This is a genomic window from Arthrobacter sp. TE26545 (assembly GCF_056279005.1).
On sequence record NZ_JBWBQM010000001.1, the window covers coordinates 4,137,516 to 4,163,321 of the forward strand.

Consider the following 25,806-nt stretch of genomic DNA (forward strand, 5'->3'; position numbering starts at 1 on the left):
GCTTCAGTCCTGCAGCGGCTTCCGTGCCAGCCAGGCCGCCACGATGGCGCCGGAGACGTTGTGCCATACGGAGAACACGGCCGACGGCAGGGCCGCGAGCGGGCTGAAATGCGCGCTCGCCAGGGTCGCGGCGAGGCCCGAGTTCTGCATACCCACCTCGAAGGCCAGGGCCCGGCGGGCCCTGCCGTCCAGGCGGCCCGCCTTGCCGGCCAGGTAGCCCAGGCCCAGGCCGAAGCCGTTGTGCAGCACCACGGCCAGGAACACGATGCCGCCGGCGGCAGCGATCTTGCCCGCACTTCCCGCCACCACCACGGCAACGATCACGGAGATCACGACGGCGGATGCCCACGGAAGTGCCGGCAGCACCTTCGCGACGAGCTTCTTGAGGAACAGCCGGGCCAGCAGGCCAGCCACCACCGGCAGCAGCACGGTCTTGACGATGTCCAGGACCATGGCGCCGGCGTCGATGTGCAGGAAGGAACCGGCCAGCAGCAGCGTCAGGGCCGGCGTCACCAGGGGAGCGATCAGCGTGGAAACGGAAGCCACCGCCACGGACAGCGCAACGTCGCCCTTGGCGAGGAAGGCCATCACGTTGGACGCGGTGCCGGACGGCGCGCAGCCCACCAGGATCAGGCCCACGGCGAGTTCGGGCGGGAGCTGAAGCGCGACGGCGATCAGCCAGCCTGCGCCCGGCATGATCACGTAGTGCGCCACGATGCCCAGCGCCACCGCCCAGGGCCGGCGTGCCACGGAGGCGAAGTCCGGCGGCGTCAGGGTCAGGCCCATGCAGAACATGATGACGCCCAGCAGGTACGGCACGGACGGGGCGAGGGGCTTGAAAGCGCCGGGTACCAGGAAACCGGCGAGGCCGGCAGCCACCACCAGCAGAGGGAAGACGGTGACCGCCACGCGCGCGATCTTCGCCTCCGCGGCGAGGGCAGGGTTCCGGACGGCTGAATCGGACGTGGTGTTTGTTGCCTCAAGCATCCATCCATGGTGGCAGCCGCGGTGAGGCGTCCGCGAATCCGTGACCCGCCGTCGGGCATGTATGTCAGACATATCCGCCCGACGGCGGGCCGGACTCAAGACAAGGGACTCAGGGGCGCTTGAGGAAGGATTCCACCTTGCCGGGATCGCGTTCGACGACGTCGCCGAGGACGCCGTCGACCTTCTCCAGAAGCGCCGGGTCAAGGACGACGCCGGATGCCGTGGCGTTGTCCTTGAGCTGTTCCGGCCGGGAGGCGCCGACGATCGCCGCGGAGACGTTCCTGTTCTGCAAGACCCAGGCGACGGCGAACGCTGCCATCGACAGGCCGGCTTCATCCGCGAGCGGCTTGAGCTCCTGGACGCGTTCGAGCACCGCCGGCTGCATGTAGCGGTGCTCGGTCTTCGTGCCGCCGTCCCCGCTCGAGAAGCGCGACTCGGCGGGCGCACCCGCGCTGGGCAGGTACTTTCCGCTGAGCACGCCCTGCGCAATCGGGGACCACACGATCTGGCCCAGGCCCAGTTCCTCGCTGAGCGGCACCACCTCGGGTTCGATCACGCGCCACAGCATGTTGTACTGCGGCTGGTTGGAGATGAGCTGGATGCCGAGTTCCTTCGCGAGGGCGGCGCCGCGGCGGATCTCGTCCGGCGTCCATTCGGAGACGCCGATGTAGAGCGCCTTGCCGGCGCGGACGATGTCGGCGAACGCCTGCATCGTCTCCTCCAACGGCGTTTCGTAGTCGTAGCGGTGGGCCTGGTACAGGTCCACGTAGTCCGTGCGGAGGCGGCCCAGGGAGCCGTTGATCGACTCCATGATGTGCTTGCGGGACAGGCCGCGGTCGTTCCTGCCTTCGCCGGTGGGGAAGTAGACCTTGGTGAAGATTTCGACGCTTTCGCGCCGCACACCGTCGAGCGCTTCGCCCAGCGCGGTTTCCGCGCGAGTGCCGGCGTAGGCGTCCGCCGTGTCGAAGGTCGTGATGCCAAGGTCCAGTGCGGTGCGGACGCAGGAGGTTGCGGTGTCCTGGCCGATCTGTTCGCCGTGGGTGGTCCAGTTGCCGTACGCGATTTCGCTCACGTACATGCCCGAGTTTCCGAGTTTGCGGTATTCCATGGGGGTTCCTGTTCGCTGGGTGTTTCGGGGTCCGTCGGAAAGTGACTGTTTAGGGTGTGGCCGCGCGAAGGCGGCGGGGCGGGGCCGTGGAGCCCCGGACGATGAGGCTCGGTTCGAGGCGCTCGACGGCGGCCGGCGCACCTTCGAGCGTGGCGATGAGTGCCTCCGCGGCGCGGCGGCCCTGTTCGGCCACGCCGTGGTCCATGGTCGTCAGGCCGATCGAGCCGGCGAGCTCGTGGTTGTCGTAGCCGACCACCGAGAAATCCCCGGGCACCTGCAGCCCGGCGCCGCGGAGCGTGGCCAGCGCCCCGAAGGCGAGCTCGTCCGAGGCGGCGACCACCGCCGTCGGGGGATCCGCGATGCTCAGGGCCCGCGCCAGGGCCGCGGCCCCGGCGTCGACCGTGTTCCCGACGCCGAACTCAAGGCCGGGATCGGCTGCGATTCCCGCCTCGGCAAGTGCCTCGCGGTAGCCGAGCAGGCGTTCCGCGGGAGGCACGCCGCCGAGGGTGGAGCCGGGTGCCTCCTGGATGCCGAGGAAGGCGATCCGTTCGTGGCCGAGGTTGAGCAGGTGCCGGGTGGCCGCCCGCCCTCCGTCCCGGTCCTCGACGCATACCGAGGAAGCGCCCGTCCGTTCCGAACCGACAAGCGCCACCGCCTGGCCTTGGGCTTCGAGGGCCGCGAGTTCTTCGGGAGCCAACTGCAGGGCGAGCACCAGGGCGCCGTCGGAGCGCCCCCGCAGGCGGGGCGCTGCGAAAAACGCCTTGCGCAGTTCAGGCGTGGACAGTTCGGTGAGCAGGACGTCGTAGCCTGCGCGGCTCAGCACGCGGCCGGCCGCAGCGATCACCTCTGCGAAGAACCATTTCGAGAGAAGCGGTACCACGACGGCCACCGTGCGGGTGCGTCCCGTCGCGAGCCGTGACGCGCTCAGGGAGGCCACATAACCGAGCTCGTCAGCCGCATCCTGCACGCGCTTGCGCGTTGACTCGGCAATGCCTGGAACGCCGCGAAGGGCCCGTGAGACCGTGGAAACAGAAACTCCTGCGCGTTCGGCGACGCTCTGGACGGAGGAAGGCATGTGACGAGGCTAGAGCAGGAGGCGCGCATCCTGCAAGCGCTTGCGAAATGCTGCGCACGCCTTCAAGGCCGTTTTGCACTGCCCAAAAATCGGGGCTTCCCAGCTCGATATGTGTCATGTACCATTGCACATATCATGTGACATCGAACACAGCGAACGATGTTTTCACCTGTTCCCCACATGGAAGATCGTTATGACCCTTTCAGAAATCGCGAACGGCAAGCTCGCGCCCCGTACCGGCATCAGGCTGGACAACATCTCCAAGCGTTACGGCGACCATCTGGTGATTGATGATGTGTCGCTGAATGTCGAACCGGGCACGGTGACGGCGTTGATCGGCCCCTCGGGTGCGGGCAAGAGCACCTTCCTGCGGTGCATCAACCTGCTGGAGCGCCCCGATTCCGGGACGATCCAGGTGGACCACCATACGATCGAGCCGGGCAAGGTGATCAACGCCAAGGACCTCGCTGCGCTGCGCCGCACGGTCGGCATGGTGTTCCAGTCCTTCAACCTTTTCCCGCACATGTCCGCCTTGAAGAACATCAGCTTCCCGCAGCAGAAAGTGCTGGGCCGCAGCAAGGAAGAGGCCGATGCACGCGCGCTGCAGCTCCTGGAACGCGTGGGCCTGAAGGACAAGGCGGACCAGCACCCGGGCCGGTGTTCCGGCGGGCAGCAGCAGCGCATCGCGATCGCGCGGGCGCTGGCCCTGGACCCCTCGATCATGCTGTTTGATGAGCCGACGTCGGCCCTGGACCCCGAGGTGGGCCTGGAGGTCCTGGCGGTCATGCGTGAGCTGGCCCAGGACGGGATGACGATGATCGTGGTGACCCACGAAATGCAGTTCGCCCGCGATGTTTCGGACACCCTCGTGGTGATGGCCGATTGCAAGATCATCGAACAGGGCGATCCGCGGGCCATCATGAGCGACCCGCAGGAGGACCGTACCCGGCGCTTCCTGCGGGCCGTGCTGGAGCGCTGAGATGGACGCATTTTCCGCAGTCCTGCAGGGGCTGCCGATGACCCTGGTGCTGACGCTGTCCGCGTTCGCGATCGGCATCGTCGGTGCGGTGCCGCTCGCGGTGGGCCTGTCCTCTCCGAACGTTGTGCTCCGGCTGGCCTGCCGGCTCTTCGTGGACCTGGTCCGCGGCGTGCCGATCATCGTGTGGCTGTTCCTGCTGAAGTTCGGCATCCAGGTGGGCACCTTCAAGTTCAACCCGGTGGGCGCTGCGATCGTGGGCCTGGGCGTGGTGTCCATCGCCTATCTGGCCGAGATCTACCGCGGCGGCCTGGAATCCGTGCCGCGCGGGCAGAATGAGGCCGCGGACGCGCTGGGCCTGACCCGGGGCACCACCTTCTACCGGGTGCTCGTGCCGCAGGCCTTCCGGATAGTGTCCCCGTCGATCGCCACGTATCTGACTGGCCTGCTGAAGGACTCGTCGATCGCCTCGACGATCATCGTGGCCGAAATGGTGTTCCAGTCCCAGTCCTTCGCCCGGCAGCACCCCACCGTGGAAGGCATCCTGCCCTACGTGCTGGTCGGCGTCCTGTACATCGTGCTGAGCCTGCCCGTGGCGTACCTGTCGCGCAGCCTTGACGCCCGCATGAGGAAGGCGGTCTACGCATGAACTGGCTGATCGAATGGGCGGGCTACCTGCCGCAGCTGATGTCCGGGCTCGGCGTGAGCCTCATGATCGCCGGGATCTCGATCGTGGCCGGCTACCCGCTGGGCCTGGTGCTCAGCGTGATGGTGTCCGCGAAGAACCTGGCCGTGCGCACCCTGGGGCTGGCCGTCGTCGAAATCGGCCGCGGCGCCCCGGCGCTGGTGATCCTGTACCTCTTCTATTACGGGCTGCCGAAGTTCGGCATCGCCTTCGAAAGCATCACCGCGGCGTGCCTGGCCCTGATCTGGAACTCCGCGGCGTACTCCTCGGAAATCATGCGGGCCGGAATGCAGTCCGTGGCCCGCGGCCAGCACGAAGCCTCGGCGGCCCTGGGCCTGTCCTGGAGCCACACCTTCTTCCGGGTGATCATGCCCCAGGGCATGCGCTCGGCCATTCCGGGCCTGATGGGCGTGGCCATCCAGATGTTCCAGGGCACCTCCCTGGCCTACGCCATCGCCGTGCCGGAACTGATGAAGTCGGCCTACAACATCGGCTCCCAGGACTTCAACTACCTGCAGATCTTCACCCTCGCGGGCATCTGCTATGCCGCGATTTCCATGCCGGCCACGTGGATCACCGTGTACTTCGAAAAACGCATGGCCCGCCACGCCTGACCCCTTTGCCCGTCCATCCTCAACGCATCCCCCCACCAACAGGAGGAAAAAAATGACCATTCACAAGCTCAAGACCGCCGGTGCGCTGGCCGCCGTCGTCCTCGCCGCCGGCCTGGGCCTGACCGCCTGCGGCGGCTCCTCGACCGCCAGCAGTTCCAACTGCACCCCCAAGCACCAGGGCATCCAGACCGTCGCAGCCGGCAAGCTGACCATCGGCGTCATCGACATCCCGCCCTTCAGCAGCTACAACAGCGGTAAGCCCACCGGCATCGACATCGCCATCGCCAACAAGATCGCCAAGGACGAGTGCCTTGAACCGGTCTACCAGCAGGCCACGTACGCGGATGCCGTGCAGTCCATCTCCGGCGGCAACATCGACCTCGCCCTGGGCACCATCGACGCCACCGAGAAGCGCCTGAAGGCCGTGGACTTCTCCGCCTCCACCTACCTGGACGGCATGGGCATCGCCTCCAAGACCGGCGCCACCACGGTGGCGGACCTGGAGAAGATGAAGAAGGTCGGCACCATCGACGGCTACCTCTGGGTGGAAGACCTCCGCAAGATCCTCGGCGACAAGCTGGTCACCTACCCGTCCAGCGTTGAGCTGAAGGCGGACTTCGACGCCGGACGCCTGGACGCCGACGTCGACGCTTACGGCGTGCAGGTCCTCCAGTTCAAGGACGCCGCCGGCGTCACGGTTGCCCTGTCGAACGAAAAGCCGGACCCCCGCGTCGGCGCCATCACCCAGGCCCCGGAAGCCGCCTTCCCGATGACCAAGGGCAACACCAGCCTGAAGGAAGCGCTCGACGCCGGCATTCAGGCCCAGCGCGAAGACGGCACCATTGCCAAGCTCCTCAAGGACGCCGGCCTCTCCGAAGGCCTCGGCAAGGTTGCCGAGAAGCAGTACGTGGTTCCCGCGAGCTGATCCCCACCCGCCGCATACGCGGAAACCCCGGATGCCGGGCTTCGGCCCGGCGTCCCCTTCTTCCACCTGTGCAATGTCACATGGTAAATTTGCTGTGAGGAACTTCACGGCAGCACGACAACGGCGCCGAGTGTGCCACAACGAAAGGACCTGATCATGACTGAGACCCGCAAGCCCTGGCACGGCGTGCACGTCGCCACCGCGCTGCCGTTCAAGGAAGACTCCAGCGTGGACTTCGACGCCTACGCCGAGCACGTCCGCTTCCTGGCCAACGCCGGCTGCGACGGCGTCGCCCCCAACGGCTCCCTGGGCGAGTACCAGACCCTCAGCGAAGAGGAACGCGGCCGCGTCATTTCGACGGCGGTCGAGGCAGCTCCGGAAGGCTTCACCGTCATGGCCGGCGTTGGGGCCTACGGTGGACTCCAGTCCGTGAAGTGGGCCGAGCAGGCTGCCGAAGCCGGGGCAGCGTCCCTGATGCTGCTGCCGCCGAACGCGTACCGGGCCAACGACGACGAGGTGGTGGACCACTACCGCCGCGTTGCCGCCGTCGGACTGCCGATCGTGGCCTACAACAACCCGATCGACACCAAGGTGGACCTGACCCCGCAGCTGATCGCCCGCCTGCACGGCGAAGGCCTGATCGTCGGCGTCAAGGAATTCACCGGCGATGTCCGCCGCGCCTACGAGATCAAGGAACTCGCCCCCGAGGTGGACCTGCTCATCGGCACTGACGACACCGTCGTCGAGATGGGCCTGGCAGGTGCCGTGGGCTGGGTGGCCGGCTACCCGAACGCCATCCCTGAGTCCACACTGGAGCTCTACCGCCTCTCCACCTCCGGAGACGTGGCAGACCTGGCCCGGGCCCGCGAGATCTACACCGACCTGCACTCCCTGCTCCGCTGGGACAGCAAGACCGAATTCGTCCAGTCCATCAAACTGTCCATGGACATCGTGGGCCTCCGCGGAGGAGCATGCCGCCCCCCGCGCGGCCCCCTGAGCGAAGCAGCCCACGCTGCAGTCACCAAGGACACCGAAGCAGCCCTCGCCAAGGGCTACAAATAACCAAAGGGCTGGGCTCATTGTCGACGACGGTGAGCCGCCTGCCGGAGTTTGGTTTCTCGCGCGATCGGTGACGAACCCACAAGACGGATTCCGGTCCTCCGGAAAGGAGCACATCGCGAGCGATCGCATCGTGTAGGTCGCCCAGCGACCGCAGCGGTGCATATCGTTCGTGTCTAAGCGACGCCGGAGGGCCGGAATCCGGCGAAGCCGCCGCGGAAGCGCCGGAGGACCGTTGCCCGGCGAAGCCGGCAGAAACAACAAGGAGAGAGCACATGAGAACCAGCCGCATCTTCCACGCCGTGGACTCCCACACCGAGGGCATGCCCACGCGCGTGATCACCGGCGGCATCGGGACGATCCCCGGCGCCACCATGGCGGAGCGCCGCCTGTGGTTCATGGAACACAGCGACTGGATCCGCACCCTCCTGATGACCGAGCCGCGGGGCCATGCCTCGATGAGCGGTGCCATCCTGCAGCCGCCCACCAGGCCGGACGCGGACTACGGCGTGCTGTACATCGAGGTCTCGGGCCTGCTGCCGATGTGCGGCCACGGCACCATCGGCGTGGCCACGGTGCTCGTGGAGACCGGCATGGTGGAGGTCGTTGAGCCGGTCACCACGGTGCGGCTGGACACGCCCGCCGGCCTGGTAATCGCCGAGGTCGCGGTGAAGGACGGCCACGCCGAATCCGTGACCATCCGCAACGTGCCCTCGTTCGTGGACCGCCTGGACGCCTCGGTGGAGGTTCCGGGCTACGGCACGGTGAACTACGACCTCGCCTTCGGCGGCAACTTCTACGCCGTGGTGGACCTCGACGCCTTGGGCCTGCCGTTCGAACGCGGACGCAAGGACGATCTGCTCAAGGCCGGCCTGGCGATCATGGACGCCATCAACGCCGCGGACGAGCCCGTCCACCCGGAGCGGGAGGACATCCGCGCCTGCCACCATGTATACCTCAAGGCCCCGGGATCCACGGCGGAGCACTCCCGGCACGCAATGGCCATCTACCCGGGTTGGTTCGACCGCTCTCCGTGCGGCACCGGCACGAGCGCCCGCATGGCACAGCTGCACGCCCGCGGTGAACTGGCCCTGAACTCCGATTTCATCAACGAGTCCTACATCGGCTCCCGTTTCATCGGCCGCCTCGTGGAGGAGACGGAGGTGGGCGGCCGGCCCGCCGTCGTCCCCACCGTCACGGGACGCGCCTGGCTGACCGGCACCGCGCAGTACTTCCTGGATCCCACGGATCCCTTCCCGGAAGGCTTCCTGCTGTGACGTCGCCGCTCTCTGTTGGATTGCCCTATTTCGACGCCGCCGCCGTGCGTGCCGCCGCCCCGTGGCCGACGGCGGTCGTGGCCCTGGAGCGTGCGCTCGCCGATGGTGTGGATCCGGAGTTGGACAGCCCGCGGCTGTTCAGCCCGGCACCGGGCGGCGAGTTCCTGATCATGCCGGCACAGGGCCTCAGCACCAACGGTCGGAGCTATTCCGGGGTCAAGGCACTCACCGTTGCCCCCGGCAATCCAGCCCGCGGGCTCGAGAAGATCCAGGGCATCTACCTGCTGATCGACTCGGACACCCTGGCGCCCCTGGCCACCATGGACGGCACCGAACTCACGGCCATCCGTACCCCGGCCACCACCCTGATGGCCGTCAAGCACATCCTGGCGGCGGCCCCGGGCGGCGAAGCGAATCATGAACCGCAGGTGCTCGTCTTCGGCGCCGGCGTCCAGGCGCTCAACCACCTCCGCGCGGCGCACGCCGTGCTGCCCGGGGCGCGCTTCGCCGTCGTCGGCCAGCGTCCGGAACGGGTGCAGGCACTCATCGGAACGCTCGCCGCCGAAGGCATCGAGGTCCGGGCCGGAGGCGCGGCGGATTTCCCGGAGGCGGATGTCATCCTCTGCACCACTTCGTCCCGCACACCGTTGTTCGACGGCGGGCTGGTGGCGGACGGCGCGGTGGTCGCCGCCGTCGGGCAGCACGGACTGGACGCCCGCGAAGTGGACGCCACGCTCGTGCTCCGCTCTGACGTCGTGGTGGAAGGCCGGGCCTCGGCCATGCGGGAGGCGGGCGACCTCATCCCCGCCCGCAGCGTGGAGGAGTGGGAGGGCATCCATCCGCTGAACCTGCGCGAACTGGTGGGCGGCAAGCTGGAACGCACGCCCGGGAAGCCCTGCCTGTACGCCGGAGTGGGCATGGCCTGGGAGGACCTCGTGACCGCGGCCGTGGTGTATGAAGGAGGCACCAGAGAATGACGCCCGCCCAAGGAGTGCTCACCGTGCCTGCCAACAACCAGCTCCCCATCGCCCCGCTCGGCCGCCAGCGCAGCCTGCGCGAGTCGGTCACCGAGTCGCTGCGTGCCGCGATCATCGCCGGCACCCTGGAGGAAGGGACGCTGTATTCGGCCCCGGCCCTGGGCGCGGCGTTCGGCGTCTCGGCCACGCCCGTGCGCGAGGCGATGATGGACCTGGCCCGCGAAGGCCTGGTGGAGACGGTGAAGAACAAGGGCTTCCGGGTCACCAGTATGAGCGACCGCGAACTGGACGAAATCACCGAGATCCGCCTGCTGCTGGAACCCCCGGTGATGGCCGACGTCGCCGGGACCATCCCGGAACGCGACATGGGCCGGCTGCACAAGCTCGCCGAGAGCATCGTGGATGCCGCCCGGGAAGGCGACCTGGCCGCCTACCTGGCCGCTGACCGCGAATTCCACGCCGAACTGCTGGAGTACTCGGGCAATAAGCAACTCGTTGAGCTGGCCACGAGCCTGCGTACGCGCACCCGCATGTATGGGCTGAAAATCCTCAGCGACAGCAACCGCCTGGCCGATTCCGCCCAGGAACACCACGAACTGCTCGACCTCATCGCCGCCGGCGACGGCGCCGCGGCCCGCGAGCTCATGCGCCGCCACATCGGACACGCGCGCGGGCTCTGGGCCACCGGCGATGACGAAACCCCACCCCAGGATCAACAAGAATGAGCGAGCAACAGACATGAACCATGGCACCGACAGGGGCAGCGACGTCCTGGTCATCGGCGCGGGCGTCATCGGGGCCGCCACCGCCTACTTCGCCGCACAACAGGGCCTGAGCGTCACGGTCCTGGACAAGGGCCTTCCGGCCAGCGGCACCTCCTCCGCCTGCGAAGGCAACATCCTCGTCTCGGACAAGGAACTCGGCCCCGAACTCGAACTCACCCGCTACTCCCTGGGCGTCTGGCACAACGACCTCGCCGAACACAAGAAACTCTGGGAGTTCGAATCCAAAGGCGGGATCATCGTGGCCTCCCGCGAAAGCAGCCTCGCCTCCCTCAACCGGGTGATGGCGGTCCAGAAGGGCTTCGGCGTGGACGTCGAGGAACTGGACCAGGCCGCCCTCCGCGAAGCCGAACCCCACATTTCCCCCGAAGCGCTCGGCGGCGCCAGCTACCGCGAAGACTGCCAGGTGCAGCCCATGCTCGTGGCGGCGCACCTCGTCCGGCTCGCTACCGTTGCCGGCGCCCGCTTCATCGCCGACACCCCAGTCACTGCCTTCATGCGTTCAGGATCAGGGCGCGACGGCGGCCGCGTCACCGGCGTCCGCACCCCGCGCGGCGATTTCCCCGCCGGAGCCGTGGTCAACTGCACCGGCACCTGGGCCGGAGAGCTCGCGGCCATGGCCGGCGTCGAGGTCCCCGTCCTGCCGCGGCGCGGCTTCGTGATGGTCACCGAACCGCTGCCGCCCATGGTCCGCCACAAGGTCTACGCCGCCGAATACATCGACAACGTGGGCAGCTCCGATGCCGGGCTGCAGGCCTCGCCCGTGGTGGAAGGAACGCCCGCCGGGAGCATCCTCATCGGCTCCACGCGTGAACGGGTCGGCTTCGACCACACTGTCAGCACCGCCGCCCTCGGCCTGCTGGCCCGCAACGCCACCTCCCTGTTCCCGTTCCTGGAACGGGTCAAGGCCATCCGGCACTACCACGGCTTCCGCCCGTACTGCCCGGACCACCTGCCGGTGATCGGCCACGACGAGCGCGCGCCCGGGCTCTGGCACGCCGCCGGCCACGAGGGCGCCGGGATCGGGCTGTCCGCCGGAACCGGGAAGCTCCTGGCCCAGGCGCTCGCCGGACTCACCCCGGACATGGACCTTTCGCCCTTCGCCCCGGCCCGCTTCGGCGAGCCAAGCCCCAACACACTTTCATCCCGAGAGGCGGCCACGGCATGAACCCCCAGCCGGTCACCATCACCTTCGACGGCCGCCCCCTGACGGCGGCAGCCGGCCAGAGCGTCGGCGCGGCCCTCGCGTCCCAGGGCATCACCGCCTGGCGCGGCACCCGCAAGGGCGGGAAGCCGCGCGGCCTGTTCTGCGGTATCGGCATCTGCTTCGACTGCCTCGTGATCGTCGACGGCGAAGCGAACCAGCGCGCCTGCCTTGTGGAAGTGTGCGAGGGCATGGAGGTGGAAGGCTCATGAGCAGCACGGTCACTGTTGACGTCGCCGTCGTCGGAGCCGGTCCCGCGGGGCTTGCCGCCGGTGTGGCGGCCGCCGAAGCGGGGGCGAGGGTCGCCGTCGTCGACGCCGGAAGCCAGCCGGGCGGTCAGTTCTGGCGGCATCCGGCCGAGACTGTCGAACCCGAGCCGGACGGCCACGGCCACCACGGCTGGAACAGCTACCTGGACCTCCGTGCCCGTTTCGACGCCGCGCAGCGCGCCGGGCGGATCACGTACCTGCCCGGGCTGCAGGTGTGGATGGCGGAACGAAGCGAGGACGGCTTTGTGCTGCGGACGACGGCGGCAGTCGGCTCCGCCCATCCGCTTACCGTCATGGCGGCCCGCCTGGTCCTGTGCCCCGGAGGCTACGACCGCCAACTGCCCGTCCCCGGCTGGGACCTTCCCGGAGTCATGGCAGCGGGCGGGATCCAAGCCTTCATCAAGGCCAACGGCGTGCTGCCGGGCAAGCGCTTTGTCATCGCCGGTACCGGGCCGTTCCTGCTGCCCGTCGCGGCCGGAGTTGCCGAGGCCGGCGGGAAGGTGCTGGCCGTGCTCGAGTCCTCCTCGCCGTCGGCCTGGCTGCCTCACCTGCGTGCCGCCTCAGGCGTGCCGGAAAAGGCCCTCGAAGGCGCCGAATACGCGGCCGTGTTTGCCCGCCACCGCATCCCGTACCGCACCCGCAGCATCGTCACCGGGGTCCTGGGTTCCGGAAAAGCCGAGGGAATCCGCACCGCCCGGGTCGACGCCGACGGCCGGGTCCGTCCCGGCACCGGGCGGGTCTACGCGGACGTGGACGTGGTGGGCTTCGGCTGGGGCTTCACCCCGCAGATGGAGCTGCCGGTGTCGCTCGGCGTCGAAACAAGGCTCGACGCCGACGGTTCCTTGGTGGGCGTGGTGGATGAGCGCCAGCAGTCCAGCGTTCCCGGCCTGTTCCTCGCGGGGGAGGTGACCGGCGTCGGCGGCGCAACCTTGGCCGTCCTCGAAGGTTTGGCGGCGGGTGCCGCGGCCGCCCGCCCGGACTCGGACGTCCCGGTCAAACAGCCTGCCGCGATTGCCCGGCACCGCCGCTTCGCCCGGGCCATGCACCTGGCCCACCCCGTGCCCGCCGCCTGGCAGGACTGGCTCACCCCGGACACCACCGTCTGCCGCTGCGAGGAAGTCACAGCCGGGGACATCACGGAGGCCCGGGAGAACCTCGGTGCCCGCGATGTCCGGAGCCTCAAATCCTTCACACGTGCCGGCATGGGCTGGTGCCAGGGCCGGGTCTGCGGGTTCGCGGCCGCCTGCCTCGGCGCCGGTCCGGGAGAAGCGCCCGACGCCGGTTCCCTCGCCGGGAGTGCCAAGCGCCCCCTCGCCGCACCCGTGGGCATCGGCGAACTAGCCGGGCTCGACAGCTAGGACGGCTGGAACGGCCATGACCATTCCGGGTGCGGCTTGCCAACTCGCGGGAGGGCTGCGGGGTCGCCGGAACGTTCCAGCGACCCCGCAGCATTCCCGCGACCCCGCGTCCCGGCAACGCCCTTAGAACCCAAGACCTCAACGGAAGGAGACCGCGATGACCGCGATCACCCACAACGCCGGCACCGCCGCCGCAACAACTGATACCGAACTCGAAAACCACCTCGCCGCCGCCCATGCCGCCGCGGCGCCCCTGGCTGCGCTCCGCCCCGCGGAACGCGCCGCCCTGCTGGACGCCGTCGCCGACGCCCTGGATGCCGCCGCGGAGGAGCTGGTTCCGCTGGCGGAGCAGGAAACCCGGCTTGCCGAGGCCCGGCTGCGCGGCGAGCTGAAGCGCACCACCTTCCAGCTGCGGATCTTCGGCGAACTGTTGCGCGACGGCGGCTACCTCGACGCCCGGATCGACCACGCCGACGCCGACTGGCCCATGGGCGCGCCACGGCCCGAGCTGCGCCGCCTGAAGGTTCCCGTCGGCCCGGTGGTGGTTTTCGCCGCGAGCAACTTCCCCTTCGCCTTCTCCGTCGCAGGCGGCGACACCGCCTCCGCGCTCGCTGCGGGCAACCCCGTGATCCTCAAAGCCCACTCCGGCCACCCGGAACTGTCCAAGGCGACGGCCGCCGTCGTGGTTTCCGCGCTTGCCGCCGTCGGGGCGCCGGAAGGCAGCTTCGCGCTGATCACCGGAACCGCCGCCGGAGCCGCTGCGCTGAAGGACCCGCGCATCAAGGCGGGTGCCTTCACCGGCTCCATCCCGGGCGGCCGCGCCCTGTTCGACATCGCCAGTTCCCGCCCCGAACCGATCCCGTTCTACGGCGAACTGGGCAGCAACAACCCCGTCTTCGTCACTGAAGCCGCGGCAGCAGAACGCGGCGCGGAGATCGCCGAGGCTTTCGTGGGTTCCTTCACCATGGGCGCCGGCCAGTTCTGCACCAAGCCCGGCACGCTGTTCGTGCCCGCATCCTCCGGGATGGTCGAGGCCCTCCGCGAGGCCGCCCTGCCCGCCGCCGCTCCGCTGCTGAACAGCCGCATCCAGTCCGGCTACGCCGAAGTCCTGGAAACCCTGCAGGCCAACCCGCGCCTCGAGGTCCTGGCCCAGGGCGAAGAGCCGCTGGCCGACCCGCCGGCCCCGACCCTGCTGCTCACCACCGCCGCGGACATGCTCGCCGAACCGCACGCGCTTCAGGCCGAGTGCTTCGGTCCCACCGCCGTCGTGGTGGCATACGACGACGAGTCCCGGCTCCCGGAGATCGCCGAGACTTTCGAGGGACAGCTGACCGCCACCATCCACGGCACCGACACTTGCCAGGTGGCCGGGCTCGTCGAGGTGCTGGCCCGCAAGGCCGGGCGCGTGCTGTGGAACCAGTGGCCCACCGGTGTCTCGGTCACCTACGCACAGCAGCACGGCGGACCGTACCCAGCGACGACGGCGGCCGGCAGCACGTCCGTGGGCACCGCCGCGATCGAGCGCTTCCTGCGCCCCGTGGCGTACCAGGGCTTCCCTCAGCACCTGCTGCCCGAGGCCGTACGCGAGGACAACCCGCTCGGCGTGCCGCGCCTCGTGGACGGCCGCCGGGAAGGCTAGGCATCAACGGACGGAAATGGGGAAAGCATGGGCCGACACCGCAAGACGCGGTGCCGGCCCATGCTGCGTTTCAGCGCGCTTGTCCCTCAGTCGCGGGGTGTGTCCGGCATGGCTTCGCTGCGGTCCAGCAGGCCCAGAGCGGCCGCCGCAGCGCCCACCGCGTCGCGCTCCTTGATGGCAAGCATCAGCCTCGCATGCAGGTCATCCAATACTTCATCGGTGTTGTCCGACATGCAGGAATTGGGGCCCACGGACAGCCTCAGCGAAGTGTCGAAACTGGCGTAGATCCCGGCGAGCAGGCGGTTGTGCGAGGCCGTGGCGATGCCGATATGGAAGGCGACGTCGTGGTCCACGAACGCCTGCAGGTCCTCCCGGGTGACGGCCTCCCGGCGCTTTTGCAGGTGGCCTTCGAGGACCGCCACCTCGGCGTCGGTGCGGTTCAGGGCGGCATCGCGCGCCGCCAGGCCGTCAAGGGCCCGGCGCACACTTAGCACCTCGCGCGTGTCCGCCTCGTTGAGCATGCGGCGAAGAGCCACCTCACTCGGATCACTCGCCACCACATAGGTGCCATCACCCTGCCGGATTTCGAGCAGGCCAAGCTGGACGATCGAGCGGACCGCCTCGCGCAGCGAGGGCCGGCTCACGCCGAGCATCTTGGTCAGCTCGCTCTCCGCCGGGATCCGTGTACCCACGGGCCAGTTTCCGGAGCTGATCTCGGACTGCAGCCGGTCGACGATCGTGTCGACAAGTGAAATTCGCTGGATTGGCTTCACGGTTCCAATGTTTCCATACCCCATTGACCTCTTACGATCAGACGTCATACCATCTGACCTATGTTCTCGCGGGCTGCGCTTTGGCGCAAGATGCGGGACCCTGCGGTTTTCGATAAACGGTTTTCGATGAACAGCTTTTGATGAACAAGGGAGTTCACCATTTATGAGCGGCACTACCGAAGCAGACGCTTCAACCTTCGCGGCACCGGCCCTGGTCGATGCCCACATCCATCCGGACAAGTCCAGCTGGGGCGGGCCGTGGCTGTCGCGCCAGGACGCCTTTGAGCTGCGGGACTTCATCGCCAACGATCTTGCGACACAGCGGAGCTACACCCGCAGCGTGGAGGAGCGTGCGTACGGGCTGCTGCGCACGGCGCTTGCCAACGGCACGCTTGCCATGCGGGCACAAGTCGATGTCTCCAGCGAACTCGGCACGGCGAACGTCGAGGGAGTGCGGGCCGCAGCCGAGCGGATTCCCGAACTCATGGTCCAGATCGTGGCCTTTCCGCAATTCGGCCTGCTCGGCAACCCCGGCACCCTGGACGTGATGGCGGCGGCCCTGGACTCCGGTGCGGACGTGGTGGGCGGCATCGACCCCGTAGGCCTCGAAGGCGACCTGGGCGGCCACCTCGACGCCGTGTTCGGCCTCGCCGGGCGTGCCGGACGGGACCTCGACATCCACCTTCACGACCGCGGCGAGCCCGGGCTGGCGCAGATCCGTGAGATTGCCGCCCGCACGGTCGCCGCCGGAATGCGCGGCAGGGTCACCGTCAGCCACGCCTTCGCCCTCGCGGACGAGTCCGCGCCGACGCTGCGCAGGACCCTGGACCAGGTGGCCGACGCCGGGATCTGGATCAGCACCTGCGCGCTGGGCTCCGACCCGGTTCCGGACATCGGTCTGCTTGCCTCCCACGGGGTGCAGCTGGCCGTGGGTTCCGACGGAGTCCGGGATGCCTGGACGCCCTTCGGCACCGGCAGCATGGTGGACCGGGCCCACCTGCTTGCCTACCGGACGGGCGCGGTGACCGACGCCGAACTCGAGCGCTGCTACGCCCTGGCCTCCACCGAAGGCGGGCGCATGCTCGGCGTCGAAGACCTTGCCCACTGGCCCGGTCCGGACTCACCCACCCGGCTGGAATTCCGGGCGGAATCCCTGGCCCAACTCGTGGCCGACCGCCCCGCACCGCTCCGGGTCTTCCGCTCCGGGCGGCAGATCGAAACAAACCCCGTAGCCGCGGAGGCATTGCTGCCGCTGTCCTGAACCTTTCCCCAACAACACGTCAACAAAGGAGTTCTCGTCTTGTCTTCCCGAAAGATCGTTACCAGCGCCGCCGTCCTCGCTGCCGCCGCGCTTGCACTCTCGGCGTGCGCCGGGCCGAACAACAAACCCGACGCCGCCAAGCCCGCCCCGGACCTGTCCAACCTCGCCACCACCACGCCGCGCGGCACCGAAGCCGTGGACCACGTGGCCTGGAACCTGCCCTACGAGCCGCTCTCGCTCGACCCCATGATCGGCTACAACTACGCCGAGAACACGGTCACCGCGAACCTTTGCGAAAGCCTCATGCGCCTTACTCCCAATCTCGCGATCGAGCCCGGCCTCGCCGAGAGTGTCAAGTCCCCGGACGCCACCACCCTGGTGTACAGGATCCGCACCGGAGTCACCTTCTGGGACGGCAGCCCGCTGACGGCCGACGACGTCGCGTTCTCGCTCAGCCGCCAGACCGGCGACGCCGTGGCCTACTTCAGCGACTACTTCCGGAACGTGAAGTCCGTCGCGGTGACGGGCGAACGCGAGGTGACCGTAAAGCTGAGCAAGCCGGACGTCCTCTTCGAACAGGGGATGGCGATGGCTGCCGGGGCAATCGTCCAGAAGAAGGCGGCAGAAGCTTCAGGGAAAGCCTTCGGCACGCCCGAGGGCAAGCTGCAGTGCACCGGGCCCTTCTCCCTGGCCAAGTGGACGCCCGGCAAGAGCATCGAGCTGAACAAGAACCCGAAGTACTGGGACAGCAAGCTGGTTCCGCTCGTCAAGAACCTCAGTTTCAGCTTCATCGCGGACGAATCGACCGCCGTGAACGCGCTGCGCAGCGGCGACATCGACGGGCAGTATTTCTACCTGCCCCCGGCCGGCATCTCGCAGCTCGAACAGAGCGACAAGGTCACCCTGACGCACGGCAAGTCGCTCGTGTTCTGGACCCTGGCGGCCACCAGCGAATCCGGCCCGTTCGCCAACCCGAAGGTCCGTGAGGCCCTGTCCCTGGCGATCGACCGCAACGCCCTGGCCAAGGTGGTGTTCCAGGATGCCGCCATCCCGGCCCCGACCCTGGTGGGCCCGGACTACTGGGGCTATGAGAAGGATGCTTTCGCGAAGGCCCACGCCGGATTCTCGACCGCGCCGAACATCGAAAGGGCCAAGCAGCTCCTCGCCGAGGTCGGGCCGCAGGAAGGCACCATCGTCCTCGGCGTGCAGGGCAGCTCGGCGGTCCACGAACAGACCGCCAACCTCTTCCAGGCGGCAGGAGCCGCCCTGGGCCTGAAGGTGGAGACCAAGGTGATCCCGGTCGAGCAGTTCGGCAACCTGTACTTCGACCCCGCCGCCCGCAAGGGAATCGACGGCTTCTTCACCACCTACTACGGCAACTTCGCCGACCCGCTGGACGTCTACCAGATCTTCCGTGCCGGGGGTAACAGCAACTACATCAACTGGAACGACGCAAGCGATGTCCTGAACAAGGCGGTCTCGGCCAAGGACACGAAGGAACGCGCCCAGCTCCTCATCGAGGCGCAGAAGATGGTCACCGAGGCCAACCCGCGCATCCCGCTGGCCTATGAGCCCAACACCGTGGTGCAGAACAAGCGCATCTCCGGTGCGACGGCGTCGTTTTCCTACCTGTACTACCCGTGGGCCGCGACCATCGGCGGGGTGAAATAGCTGGTGTCCATGGGTTCCTTCCTTCTCCGGAGGCTGGGGGGCTTGCTGCTGGTCCTCCTGGTGACCTCGTTCATCGTCTTCGGGATGATGTATCTGGCACCGGGAAGCCCGCTGGCATTCGTCCTTGGCCCCCGCGGCGGCACGCCTGAACAGGTCGCCGCCGTCACCGCCCAATACCACTTTGATGACCCGTTCCTTGTGCGGTACTTCCGCTGGCTGGGCGACATCTTCCAGGGCAATCTCGGCCGGTCGATCGTCTACCGGCAGGACGTCACCGCGCTGATGTCCGGCCGGATCGGTACCACCGCGGCGCTGGTCTCGTTGTCCGCGGTCCTGATCGCGGTGGTCGGCGTCAGCTCCGGCCTGCTCGCCGCGCTCAAGAGCCGCTGGGTGGACACGGTGATTTCCACGATCGCGGCGGTCGGGCTGTCCACCCCGGTGTTCGTCATCGGCGTCGCGCTGATCAGCATCTTCGCGGTCGGGCTCGGCTGGTTCCCGACCTTCGGCGTCGGCTCCGGCGGATTCGACACCCTGGTCCACCTCACCCTGCCGGCCATCGCGCTTGCAGTGGCCAGCGCAGCCTACCTGGCCAGGATCACCAAGGCCGCCGTCAACGAAGAACGGACCCGGGAGCATGTGCAGACCGCCGTGGTCCGGGGCCTTGCCTCGAACGTCATTGTCCGCAGGCACGTCCTGCGCAACGCGCTCATCCCCATCACCACTGTCATGGGGCTCACGGTGGCAACGCTCATCGCGGGCGCCGTGGTGGTGGAGAACGTCTTCGCCCTTGACGGCCTGGGTTCCCTGCTGGTCCGCGCGATCCTGCAGCGCGACTTCTCCGTTGTGCAGGCGGTGATCCTGGTGCTCGTCGTGGCGTTCGTCGTGGTGAACGCCGTCGTCGACTTCCTGTACACCGTCATCGACCCGCGAATCGCCCTGGGGAGCCGGCAATGACAATCAGTATGGAGAAGACCGTGAAGGGAACGGCCGTTGCCGTCCGGCAACCGGGTTTCCTGCACAGGGGCTACGAGCGGCTCGGCCTGCTAGGTACGGCCGCGGCAGCAGTCCTGCTGCTCGTCGCGCTGTCTGCTGCGCTCGCGCCGATGCTGGCGCCCTACGACCCTGACTTTCCGGACCTGTTGGCGGCGTTGAGCGGCCCGACGGCGGACCACCCCTTGGGTACCGACGCCCTGGGCCGGGACATCCTCTCCCGCCTGATGTGGGGTGCCCGGATCACCCTGGCCGGACCCGGCCTGGTGATCCTGCTCTCGACCGTGGTGGGAACCGTGCTCGCCCTCGTGGCGTCCTGGTGCGGCGGCCGGGTGGATACCGCCATCAGCTGGGTGCTGGACATCCTTTTCGCGGTTCCGGGGATCGTCTTCGCCCTGATTTCGGTGGCCATCTGGGGTCCGAGCCTGTTGACGGTGGTTGCCGGCCTGGCAGTCGCCTACGTCCCCTACGTTGCCCGGGTGGTGCGCGGCGCGGGCTTAAGGGAACGGAACCTGCCCTACGTGTCCGCGGCCTGGCTGCAGGGCCACTCCGGCGCCGGCATCACGTTAACGCAGATCCTTCCCAACGTGCAGGGGATCGTGATCGCCCAGGCGATTTCCTCCCTGGGCTTCGCGGTGATCGACCTGGCAGCGGTGTCGTTCCTTGGCCTGGGCGTGCAGCCACCCACCGCCGACCTGGGCCTCATGGTCAAGAGCGGCTTCGATTCCGTGCTGCGCGGCCACCCGGCCGAGGCGATTGCAGCCGGCGCCCTGATCATCCTGATCGTCTGGTGCGTGACCGTCATCGGTGACCGCCTGACCACCACCGCGAGGAGCATGCGATGAGTGAAGCATTGCTGGCGTTGGACGATGTCCGAGCCGTCCTGCATTCCCCGCCACCAGTCCCAGGCGCTGCTCAACGGCGTCAGCTTCAGCATCGCCAAGGGCGAGGCGCTGGGCCTGGTCGGCGAATCCGGCTCGGGAAAGTCCCTGACCACCCGCGCCATCACGCGGATGCTCGACCCCGCCTTCGAGGTTTCCGGGTCGATCACCTTCGACGGCGCGCCCGTGCTGTCCATGGGGCCGTCCGAGCTGCGCAGCTACCGGTCCAGGGATATCGGCATGATCTTCCAGGACCCACGGGCCCACGTGAACCCGGTGCACACCGTGGGCGATTTCCTCACCGAGGAACTGGTGCGCAACCGCGGCCTGTCCCGGGGCGAGGTGGAACACCGGGCGGTGGCCCTGCTGGACGAGGTGGGCGTGAGGTATCCCGAACGCCGCCTCACCCAGTACCCGCACGAACTCTCCGGTGGCATGCTGCAGCGCGTCATGATCGCCAGTGTGCTCCTCGCCGAACCGCGCCTGATCCTTGCGGACGAACCCACCACCGCCCTGGACGTCACCGCGCAATCCGACGTCATGGCGATCCTGGACGAGCAGCGCCGCGCCCGAGGGCTGTCCCTGCTGTTCATCACGCATGACCTGGAGCTGGCGGCGGCGTGCTGCGACCGGCTTGCGGTGATGTACGCCGGGGAAATCGTGGAACAGGGTGCCCACGTGTACGAATCGCCCGGTCATCCGTACACGATCGAGCTGCTCGGTGCCCGGCCGAGCATCGACGAGCGGCTCGACCGGCTGCCGGTGCTGCGCTACAACCGGGAAATCCACGAAGAACTGAAGGCGGAAGCATGAACACCGAAGCACTGGTTGTTGCCCGCAACCTGAGGAAGGAATTCCCCGCGCCCAAGGGCATGAAGAGCGAGCCGATCGTCGCCGTCGACGACGTTTCCTTCGAGCTCTTCCCGAACGAGTGCCTCGCGATCGTGGGAGAGTCCGGTTCCGGGAAGACCACGGTGGCGCGCATGCTCGTGGGTCTGGAAACGGTCACGGGAGGCGAGCTCAGCGTCCGCGGCGAAGCGCGGAGCAAGGGGGCGGGCAGCCTGGCCGACCGTCGTCGCTGGGCACGGGAGGTGCAGTACGTCTTCCAGGACCCGTACTCGTCCCTCAACCCGCGGCAGAGCATCGGGGACACCATCCAGGCAAGCCTGGCCCTTCATGCGCGCGGCAATCCGGGAAAGCGGGAGCTGAAGCTGAAGGCCCAGGACATCCTCGACAGCGTGGGCCTGGCAGCCCCGTTCTTCGGGAAGCGTCCGCACCAGCTCTCGGGCGGGCAGCGGCAGCGCGTGGCGATTGCCAGGGCGCTGGCGGCTGACCCGGCGGTGATCGTCCTGGACGAAGCCGTGGCCGCGCTCGATGTGTCCATCCAGGCGCAGATCCTGAACCTGCTCAGCGACATCCGGTCGCAGCGCGAGGTGAGCTATCTGTTCATTTCGCATGACCTGGCGGTGGTCAACCAGGTTTCGGAGCGGATGATCGTGATGGAACAGGGGCAGGTGGTCGACGCCGGCAGGACGGCCGAGCTGCTCGCGAACCCGACGCATCCCTATACGCGTTCGCTGCGCGCCGCGGTGCCCCGGCAGGGATGGAAACCGGTCCGCCGGGAGCGGCTCGCGTCGTAGCGGCCGGCCTGCACCGAGCGGCCGGCGTGGATCTAATCCAGGTTCCCCGCCAGCCGCTCGCGCATGCCGGCGCTGGCCGCGTTGAGGCCGATGAACTCCACCTCGCGGCCGTGCCTGCGGTACTTCTCCGTGATGGAGTCGAGCACAGCCACCGTGGAGGCGTCCCAGACATGCGAGGCGTGCAGGTCGATCACCACGCGCGCAATCCGGTCCTGGGAATCCTTCGCGTAGTCGAACTGGGTGTAGAGGTCGTTGGAGGAGGCGAAGAAGAGCTCGCCGTTCACCGTGTATTTGGCCACGGTTTCGCCGTCGAGCTTCCGCTCCGTCCGTTCCACGGTGGCGAAGTGGGCCACCCGCCGGGCAAACAGCACCATCGCGGCGAGCACCCCGACGCCGACGCCGATCGCCAGGTTGTGCGTCGCCACCACCACGGCGACGGTCACCAGCATGACCCCGGTTTCGGATTTCGGCATCCGCTTCAACGTGGACAGCCGGATCGAATGCCAGTCGAAGGTGATGAGCGAAACGAAGATCATCACCGCCACCAGGGCCGCCATGGGGATCATGCCCACCACATCTCCCAACAGCACCACCAGGGCCAGGAGGAACGCGCCCGCCAGGAAAGTGGAGAGACGGCTTCGCGCACCGGAGCCCTTGACGTTGATCATGGTCTGGCCGATCACGGCGCAACCGCCCAGGCCACCCAGGAAGCCGGTGACGATGTTCGCCGTGCCCTGGCCCCAGGACACGCGGGTCTTGTTGGAACGGGTGTCCGTGATGTCATCCACCAGCTTGGCGGTCATGAGGGATTCCAGCAGGCCCACCAGTGCCATGGACAGGGCATACGGCGCGATGATGCTGAAGGTCTCCCAGTTCAGCGGCACCTGCGGGAGGAAGAAGCCGGGCAGGCTGTCCGGGAGCCCGCCCTTGCTGCTGACGGTGGGCACCTTGATGCCCGCCAGCACGGTCGCCAGCGTCAACAGCACGATCGCCACCAAAGGCGCGGGCACCGCCGTCGTAATTTTCGGCAGGGCGAAGACGATCAGCAGGCCCACGGCCACTATCGGGTACACCGTCCACGGCACGCCGAGCAGCTCCGGCATCTGGGCCATGAACACGAGGATGGCCAGGGCGTTAACGAAACCGATCATCACCGAACGTGGAATAAAGCGCATCAAGCGGGTGACGCCGAGCACCGCCAGGATGATCTGGAAGACGCCGGCCATGATGATCGTGGCGATCAGGTACTGGAGTCCGTGCTCCTTCATCACCGGAGCGATCACCAGCGCCACGGCGCCGGTGGCCGCGGAGATCATGGCCGGCCGGCCGCCGACCACCGCCGTGACGATGCCCATGGTGAAGGAGGCGAACAGCCCGATCCGGGGATCGACGCCGGCAATCACGGAGAACGCGATGGCTTCCGGGATCAGGGCCAGGGCGACAACCAAGGCAGCCAGCGACTCCGTTTTGAGCCTGCGCGGGGACCGGAGGGTGAAGCGCAGGGACTGCAGTTGTTCGGGGGTCGCGGTTCCTGGCGGTGTCATGGGTCCTAACTCGAAGTCTGGCGGTAGCGCTCGATCTGCCTGAGCCGCCGCTGGAGGCTGTCCCGCCGCGGGTGCGGGACGACGTCGGCCGCCTCGGCGGTGAGGTCGATGTGTCCGGTGCCGTACTCCCAGAGCAGGAGGTCGTCCAGCAGGCGGTCCGGCCCGGGGGAGTAGCGGTGGTCCAAGGCCTTGCGGACCTCGGTGATGCGGTTGGCGCTCAGCAGCCCGGCCAGCTCCACGGTCTTCTTCAGCCCGTGCGCCGCGAGGAGTTCGGCGGCCCAGCCCCAGTCGTCATCGACCTTGCGGTCGACGTGCGGCAGGAGGGTCCGCCAGACGTCCCGGACGCGGTTCGGCGTGAGCGCGGTGGATCCTTCGCCTTCCAGGTCCCAGTAGCCGCGGACCTCGGCGTAGCGCTCGTTGAGGTCCGCGAAGGCGCTTTCGACGGTTTCAAGCATGGCGGCGGTGGCGGTGAACTGGCGGTCGAAATGCGGGGTCCAGGCCCGGGGGTCTTCGGCCTTGAAGCGGATGTCGTGCTCGATCTCGCTCCAGGCGTGCGCGAACACCGTTCGGATCTGGCACTCGAAGAAGTAGCTGCCGTTGGCCGGAAGTTCCGGGTTGAAGATCTGCTGGTAGGCCTTCACCGACTCGTTTTGGATGGTGCGCAGGATCAGGTGGCGGCTGGAGTAGCCGTAGGTGCCGGACTCGATGGAGCCGATGTCCTTCTCGCGGTCCCCGCGGCAGTCGAACAGCTGGCGCTGGCGTTTGATGAGGTTGGCCACGGCAGCGTTCTCCGCGGGGAGCTTGGTGATGACGCGGATGCCCACCATGTCATTGAGCGTGCGGAACGGATCCGGGAACTTCAGCGGCCGCGGCCCGCCCGGCTCCAAGGGTTCGTCCGTGCGGGAGATCTTTTCGCGGAAGGAGTCCACGGTCTTGGTGCGTCCCGTGACGAAGAGGGGCACGGAATCGCTGTTCTTCAGGATGTCCCGCAGCGTGAGCAGCACATCGCGGGTGATGAGTTTCAACGCCGGGCGCACCCGTTCGTAGATCTCCACGTTCGCCTGCACCGATTCGCGCAGCTGGGGATCCAGCCTCTCCCAATTGCTTGCCATGCTCCCAAGCTTACGGGGCGGCACTGACACGGCACCCGGCCCGGGCCCGTCCCGGCGGCGGCTCCCGCTGCCGCCGGGAAATGCACTGTAGGCTCTTGGAAGGCTCTTGAAGCACAGCTTTTTGAAGGACCCGAGCAAGGTTTACTGACGGGAAGCCGCAAAGGAGGCACGCAGTGAAGCGGCAGAAGTACCACTACGGCGAGCACCCCAGCCAGTGGGCCGAACTATTCCTACCGGAACCCACGCATACCCCCAACGGGGACCGTCCGGTGAAATGCCATGGCGTCGCCGTGGTGATCCACGGCGGCTACTGGCGGTCGCAGTACGGCGCAGAGCTGGGGGAACCGCTCGCCCGGGACCTCGCCGCGCACGGCATCGCCGCCTGGAACCTCGAGTACCGGCGGGCAGGCAACGGCGGCGGCTGGCCGCACACCTTCGAGGACGTGCTCAGCGGCATCGACCACCTCAAGGACGTGGCCCCCGAGCACGGCCTGGACCTCGGCAAGGTGGTGGCCCTGGGCCATTCGGCCGGTGGGCACCTCGCCGTGTGGGCGGCCGGGCGCCGGAAACTGGACAAAATCGGAACCCCCGACGCCGACCGCCAGCTGGTGCGTAACGGCGACGACGCCGCGGTGCAGCTTAGCGGCGTCGTCAGCCAGTCCGGGGTGCTGAACCTGGCCGAGGCCGAGCGCCTCAACCTCAGCAACGGCGCGGTGGACAACCTCATGGGCGGCGATTCCGTCAGATACCCCAAACGGCATATTTACGCCGATCCCATGAGGTGCCTACCGCTCAGCATCCCCGTGTATGCCGTGCATGCCATGGAGGACGAGGACGTCCCGGCCAGCCTGTCCGAAGGCTACGTCAATGCTTCGATCGCAGCCGGCGGTGCGGCCCAGCTGCTGAAGGTTCCGGGCAGCCACTACGACCTCATCGATCCACGCGCGGCGGCTTACAAGAAGTGCCGGGAACTGGTGCAGCGGCTGCTCAGCTGACCCC

At 68.1% G+C, this 25,806-nt stretch carries 25 protein-coding genes; 19 read left to right on the forward strand and 6 right to left on the reverse strand.

All coding sequences use genetic code 11. The features are described from left to right. Nucleotides 1–3: 3 nt before the first annotated feature. The 3 genes from ACZ9CK_RS18945 to ACZ9CK_RS18955 all read right to left on the reverse strand — a co-directional run bounded on the left by ACZ9CK_RS18945 (nt 4) and on the right by ACZ9CK_RS18955 (nt 3,170). Complete coding sequence (locus ACZ9CK_RS18945; RefSeq protein WP_426301302.1) at nt 4–987, reverse strand: bile acid:sodium symporter family protein; 984 nt, start codon at nt 985–987, stop codon at nt 4–6. A gap of 109 nt (nt 988–1,096) precedes the next feature. Continuing rightward, nucleotides 1,097–2,095: an aldo/keto reductase family protein gene (locus tag ACZ9CK_RS18950; RefSeq protein ID WP_426301304.1), complete on the reverse strand. Its 999-nt coding sequence runs from the start codon at nt 2,093–2,095 to the stop codon at nt 1,097–1,099. A gap of 49 nt (nt 2,096–2,144) precedes the next feature. Next, complete coding sequence (locus ACZ9CK_RS18955; protein ID WP_426301306.1) at nt 2,145–3,170, reverse strand: LacI family DNA-binding transcriptional regulator; 1,026 nt, start codon at nt 3,168–3,170, stop codon at nt 2,145–2,147. A 193-nt stretch (nt 3,171–3,363) separates the two neighbouring features. Here ACZ9CK_RS18955 and ACZ9CK_RS18960 point away from each other — a divergent pair, with 193 nt between their 5' ends. The 12 genes from ACZ9CK_RS18960 (at nt 3,364) to ACZ9CK_RS19015 (ending at nt 14,935) form a co-directional block, all read left to right on the forward strand. Then, a complete protein-coding gene (locus ACZ9CK_RS18960) occupies nt 3,364–4,149 on the forward strand; it encodes an amino acid ABC transporter ATP-binding protein (RefSeq protein ID WP_476050773.1) in 786 nt (261 codons plus the stop codon). 1 nt (nt 4,150) lies between these two features. Further along, entirely contained in the window at nt 4,151–4,795 is a 645-nt protein-coding gene (locus ACZ9CK_RS18965) for an amino acid ABC transporter permease (RefSeq protein WP_476050774.1), read from the forward strand. Further along, the gene (locus ACZ9CK_RS18970; protein WP_426301312.1) at nt 4,792–5,445 is read left to right on the forward strand and encodes an amino acid ABC transporter permease; all 654 of its coding nucleotides are present in this window, start codon (nt 4,792–4,794) and stop codon (nt 5,443–5,445) included. The genes ACZ9CK_RS18965 and ACZ9CK_RS18970 overlap by 4 nt, the downstream gene beginning before the upstream one ends. Before the next feature lie 52 nt (nt 5,446–5,497). Further along, nucleotides 5,498–6,370 carry a substrate-binding periplasmic protein gene (locus ACZ9CK_RS18975; protein WP_476050775.1) on the forward strand — a complete coding sequence of 291 codons (873 nt, stop codon included), beginning with the start codon at nt 5,498–5,500 and terminating at the stop codon, nt 6,368–6,370. 156 nt (nt 6,371–6,526) lie between these two features. Further along, nucleotides 6,527–7,432 (forward strand): dihydrodipicolinate synthase family protein, encoded by a 906-nt coding sequence (locus ACZ9CK_RS18980; RefSeq protein WP_426301316.1) that lies wholly within the window; start codon nt 6,527–6,529, stop codon nt 7,430–7,432. 272 nt (nt 7,433–7,704) lie between these two features. Further along, nucleotides 7,705–8,706: a proline racemase family protein gene (locus ACZ9CK_RS18985; protein WP_476050776.1), complete on the forward strand. Its 1,002-nt coding sequence runs from the start codon at nt 7,705–7,707 to the stop codon at nt 8,704–8,706. After that, nucleotides 8,703–9,683 carry an ornithine cyclodeaminase family protein gene (locus tag ACZ9CK_RS18990; RefSeq protein WP_476050777.1) on the forward strand — a complete coding sequence of 327 codons (981 nt, stop codon included), beginning with the start codon at nt 8,703–8,705 and terminating at the stop codon, nt 9,681–9,683. The genes ACZ9CK_RS18985 and ACZ9CK_RS18990 overlap by 4 nt, the downstream gene beginning before the upstream one ends. Next, complete coding sequence (locus tag ACZ9CK_RS18995; RefSeq protein ID WP_426301321.1) at nt 9,680–10,408, forward strand: GntR family transcriptional regulator; 729 nt, start codon at nt 9,680–9,682, stop codon at nt 10,406–10,408. Before ACZ9CK_RS18990 ends, ACZ9CK_RS18995 begins: the two co-directional genes overlap by 4 nt. 13 nt (nt 10,409–10,421) lie before the next feature. Beyond that, a complete protein-coding gene (locus ACZ9CK_RS19000; RefSeq protein WP_476050778.1) occupies nt 10,422–11,633 on the forward strand; it encodes an NAD(P)/FAD-dependent oxidoreductase in 1,212 nt (403 codons plus the stop codon). Then, nucleotides 11,630–11,881 (forward strand): (2Fe-2S)-binding protein, encoded by a 252-nt coding sequence (locus ACZ9CK_RS19005; RefSeq protein ID WP_476050779.1) that lies wholly within the window; start codon nt 11,630–11,632, stop codon nt 11,879–11,881. The genes ACZ9CK_RS19000 and ACZ9CK_RS19005 overlap by 4 nt, the downstream gene beginning before the upstream one ends. Next, on the forward strand, nt 11,878–13,296 hold the full coding sequence (locus ACZ9CK_RS19010) for an FAD/NAD(P)-dependent oxidoreductase (protein ID WP_476050780.1): 1,419 nt from the start codon (nt 11,878–11,880) through the stop codon (nt 13,294–13,296). The genes ACZ9CK_RS19005 and ACZ9CK_RS19010 overlap by 4 nt, the downstream gene beginning before the upstream one ends. Nucleotides 13,297–13,453: 157 nt before the next feature. Beyond that, nucleotides 13,454–14,935: an aldehyde dehydrogenase (NADP(+)) gene (locus tag ACZ9CK_RS19015; RefSeq protein ID WP_476050781.1), complete on the forward strand. Its 1,482-nt coding sequence runs from the start codon at nt 13,454–13,456 to the stop codon at nt 14,933–14,935. 86 nt (nt 14,936–15,021) lie between these two features. Here the strand turns inward: ACZ9CK_RS19015 and ACZ9CK_RS19020 are convergent, their stop codons facing one another. After that, complete coding sequence (locus ACZ9CK_RS19020) at nt 15,022–15,708, reverse strand: FadR/GntR family transcriptional regulator (RefSeq protein ID WP_476050782.1); 687 nt, start codon at nt 15,706–15,708, stop codon at nt 15,022–15,024. A gap of 163 nt (nt 15,709–15,871) precedes the next feature. Between ACZ9CK_RS19020 and ACZ9CK_RS19025 the strand changes: the two genes are divergently transcribed. From ACZ9CK_RS19025 to ACZ9CK_RS19050, 6 genes are read left to right on the forward strand one after another with little or no spacing between them, the layout of a single operon-like run. Then, entirely contained in the window at nt 15,872–16,969 is a 1,098-nt protein-coding gene (locus ACZ9CK_RS19025; RefSeq protein WP_476050783.1) for an amidohydrolase family protein, read from the forward strand. A 39-nt stretch (nt 16,970–17,008) separates the two neighbouring features. Continuing rightward, entirely contained in the window at nt 17,009–18,640 is a 1,632-nt protein-coding gene (locus ACZ9CK_RS19030) for an ABC transporter substrate-binding protein (RefSeq protein ID WP_476050784.1), read from the forward strand. A 9-nt stretch (nt 18,641–18,649) separates the two neighbouring features. Next, complete coding sequence (locus tag ACZ9CK_RS19035; protein WP_476050785.1) at nt 18,650–19,594, forward strand: ABC transporter permease; 945 nt, start codon at nt 18,650–18,652, stop codon at nt 19,592–19,594. Beyond that, the gene (locus tag ACZ9CK_RS19040) at nt 19,591–20,475 is read left to right on the forward strand and encodes an ABC transporter permease (RefSeq protein WP_476050786.1); all 885 of its coding nucleotides are present in this window, start codon (nt 19,591–19,593) and stop codon (nt 20,473–20,475) included. The genes ACZ9CK_RS19035 and ACZ9CK_RS19040 overlap by 4 nt, the downstream gene beginning before the upstream one ends. A gap of 24 nt (nt 20,476–20,499) precedes the next feature. After that, the gene (locus tag ACZ9CK_RS19045) at nt 20,500–21,324 is read left to right on the forward strand and encodes an ABC transporter ATP-binding protein (protein WP_476050787.1); all 825 of its coding nucleotides are present in this window, start codon (nt 20,500–20,502) and stop codon (nt 21,322–21,324) included. Next, nucleotides 21,321–22,151, forward strand: coding sequence for an ATP-binding cassette domain-containing protein (locus tag ACZ9CK_RS19050; RefSeq protein WP_476050788.1), 831 nt, complete (start codon nt 21,321–21,323; stop codon nt 22,149–22,151). Before ACZ9CK_RS19045 ends, ACZ9CK_RS19050 begins: the two co-directional genes overlap by 4 nt. A 32-nt stretch (nt 22,152–22,183) precedes the next feature. Here the strand turns inward: ACZ9CK_RS19050 and ACZ9CK_RS19055 are convergent, their stop codons facing one another. Both ACZ9CK_RS19055 and ACZ9CK_RS19060 read right to left on the reverse strand, forming a co-directional pair. Continuing rightward, nucleotides 22,184–23,695, reverse strand: a complete 1,512-nt coding sequence (locus tag ACZ9CK_RS19055; RefSeq protein ID WP_476050789.1) for a SulP family inorganic anion transporter — start codon at nt 23,693–23,695, stop codon at nt 22,184–22,186. Nucleotides 23,696–23,700: 5 nt separating this feature from the next. Continuing rightward, nucleotides 23,701–24,807 (reverse strand): GTP pyrophosphokinase, encoded by a 1,107-nt coding sequence (locus ACZ9CK_RS19060; protein ID WP_426301335.1) that lies wholly within the window; start codon nt 24,805–24,807, stop codon nt 23,701–23,703. Between the two features lie 173 nt (nt 24,808–24,980). Between ACZ9CK_RS19060 and ACZ9CK_RS19065 the strand changes: the two genes are divergently transcribed. Beyond that, the gene (locus ACZ9CK_RS19065) at nt 24,981–25,802 is read left to right on the forward strand and encodes an alpha/beta hydrolase (RefSeq protein WP_426301337.1); all 822 of its coding nucleotides are present in this window, start codon (nt 24,981–24,983) and stop codon (nt 25,800–25,802) included. Nucleotides 25,803–25,806: the final 4 nt, after the last annotated feature.

Excerpts from the sequence above, each read along its gene's own strand:
- ACZ9CK_RS18945 (WP_426301302.1), bottom strand. The coding sequence starts at position 987 with ATGCTTGAGGCAACAAACACCACGTCCGATTCAGCCGTCCGGAACCCT.
- ACZ9CK_RS18950 (WP_426301304.1), bottom strand. The coding sequence starts at position 2,095 with ATGGAATACCGCAAACTCGGAAACTCGGGCATGTACGTGAGCGAAATC.
- ACZ9CK_RS18955 (WP_426301306.1), bottom strand. The coding sequence starts at position 3,170 with ATGCCTTCCTCCGTCCAGAGCGTCGCCGAACGCGCAGGAGTTTCTGTT.
- ACZ9CK_RS18960 (WP_476050773.1), top strand. The coding sequence starts at position 3,364 with ATGACCCTTTCAGAAATCGCGAACGGCAAGCTCGCGCCCCGTACCGGC.
- ACZ9CK_RS18965 (WP_476050774.1), top strand. The coding sequence starts at position 4,151 with ATGGACGCATTTTCCGCAGTCCTGCAGGGGCTGCCGATGACCCTGGTG.
- ACZ9CK_RS18970 (WP_426301312.1), top strand. The coding sequence starts at position 4,792 with ATGAACTGGCTGATCGAATGGGCGGGCTACCTGCCGCAGCTGATGTCC.
- ACZ9CK_RS18975 (WP_476050775.1), top strand. The coding sequence starts at position 5,498 with ATGACCATTCACAAGCTCAAGACCGCCGGTGCGCTGGCCGCCGTCGTC.
- ACZ9CK_RS18980 (WP_426301316.1), top strand. The coding sequence starts at position 6,527 with ATGACTGAGACCCGCAAGCCCTGGCACGGCGTGCACGTCGCCACCGCG.
- ACZ9CK_RS18985 (WP_476050776.1), top strand. The coding sequence starts at position 7,705 with ATGAGAACCAGCCGCATCTTCCACGCCGTGGACTCCCACACCGAGGGC.
- ACZ9CK_RS18995 (WP_426301321.1), top strand. The coding sequence starts at position 9,680 with ATGACGCCCGCCCAAGGAGTGCTCACCGTGCCTGCCAACAACCAGCTC.
- ACZ9CK_RS19000 (WP_476050778.1), top strand. The coding sequence starts at position 10,422 with ATGAACCATGGCACCGACAGGGGCAGCGACGTCCTGGTCATCGGCGCG.
- ACZ9CK_RS19005 (WP_476050779.1), top strand. The coding sequence starts at position 11,630 with ATGAACCCCCAGCCGGTCACCATCACCTTCGACGGCCGCCCCCTGACG.
- ACZ9CK_RS19010 (WP_476050780.1), top strand. The coding sequence starts at position 11,878 with ATGAGCAGCACGGTCACTGTTGACGTCGCCGTCGTCGGAGCCGGTCCC.
- ACZ9CK_RS19015 (WP_476050781.1), top strand. The coding sequence starts at position 13,454 with ATGACCGCGATCACCCACAACGCCGGCACCGCCGCCGCAACAACTGAT.
- ACZ9CK_RS19025 (WP_476050783.1), top strand. The coding sequence starts at position 15,872 with ATGAGCGGCACTACCGAAGCAGACGCTTCAACCTTCGCGGCACCGGCC.
- ACZ9CK_RS19035 (WP_476050785.1), top strand. The coding sequence starts at position 18,650 with ATGGGTTCCTTCCTTCTCCGGAGGCTGGGGGGCTTGCTGCTGGTCCTC.
- ACZ9CK_RS19040 (WP_476050786.1), top strand. The coding sequence starts at position 19,591 with ATGACAATCAGTATGGAGAAGACCGTGAAGGGAACGGCCGTTGCCGTC.
- ACZ9CK_RS19045 (WP_476050787.1), top strand. The coding sequence starts at position 20,500 with ATGTCCGAGCCGTCCTGCATTCCCCGCCACCAGTCCCAGGCGCTGCTC.
- ACZ9CK_RS19050 (WP_476050788.1), top strand. The coding sequence starts at position 21,321 with ATGAACACCGAAGCACTGGTTGTTGCCCGCAACCTGAGGAAGGAATTC.
- ACZ9CK_RS19055 (WP_476050789.1), bottom strand. The coding sequence starts at position 23,695 with ATGACACCGCCAGGAACCGCGACCCCCGAACAACTGCAGTCCCTGCGC.
- ACZ9CK_RS19060 (WP_426301335.1), bottom strand. The coding sequence starts at position 24,807 with ATGGCAAGCAATTGGGAGAGGCTGGATCCCCAGCTGCGCGAATCGGTG.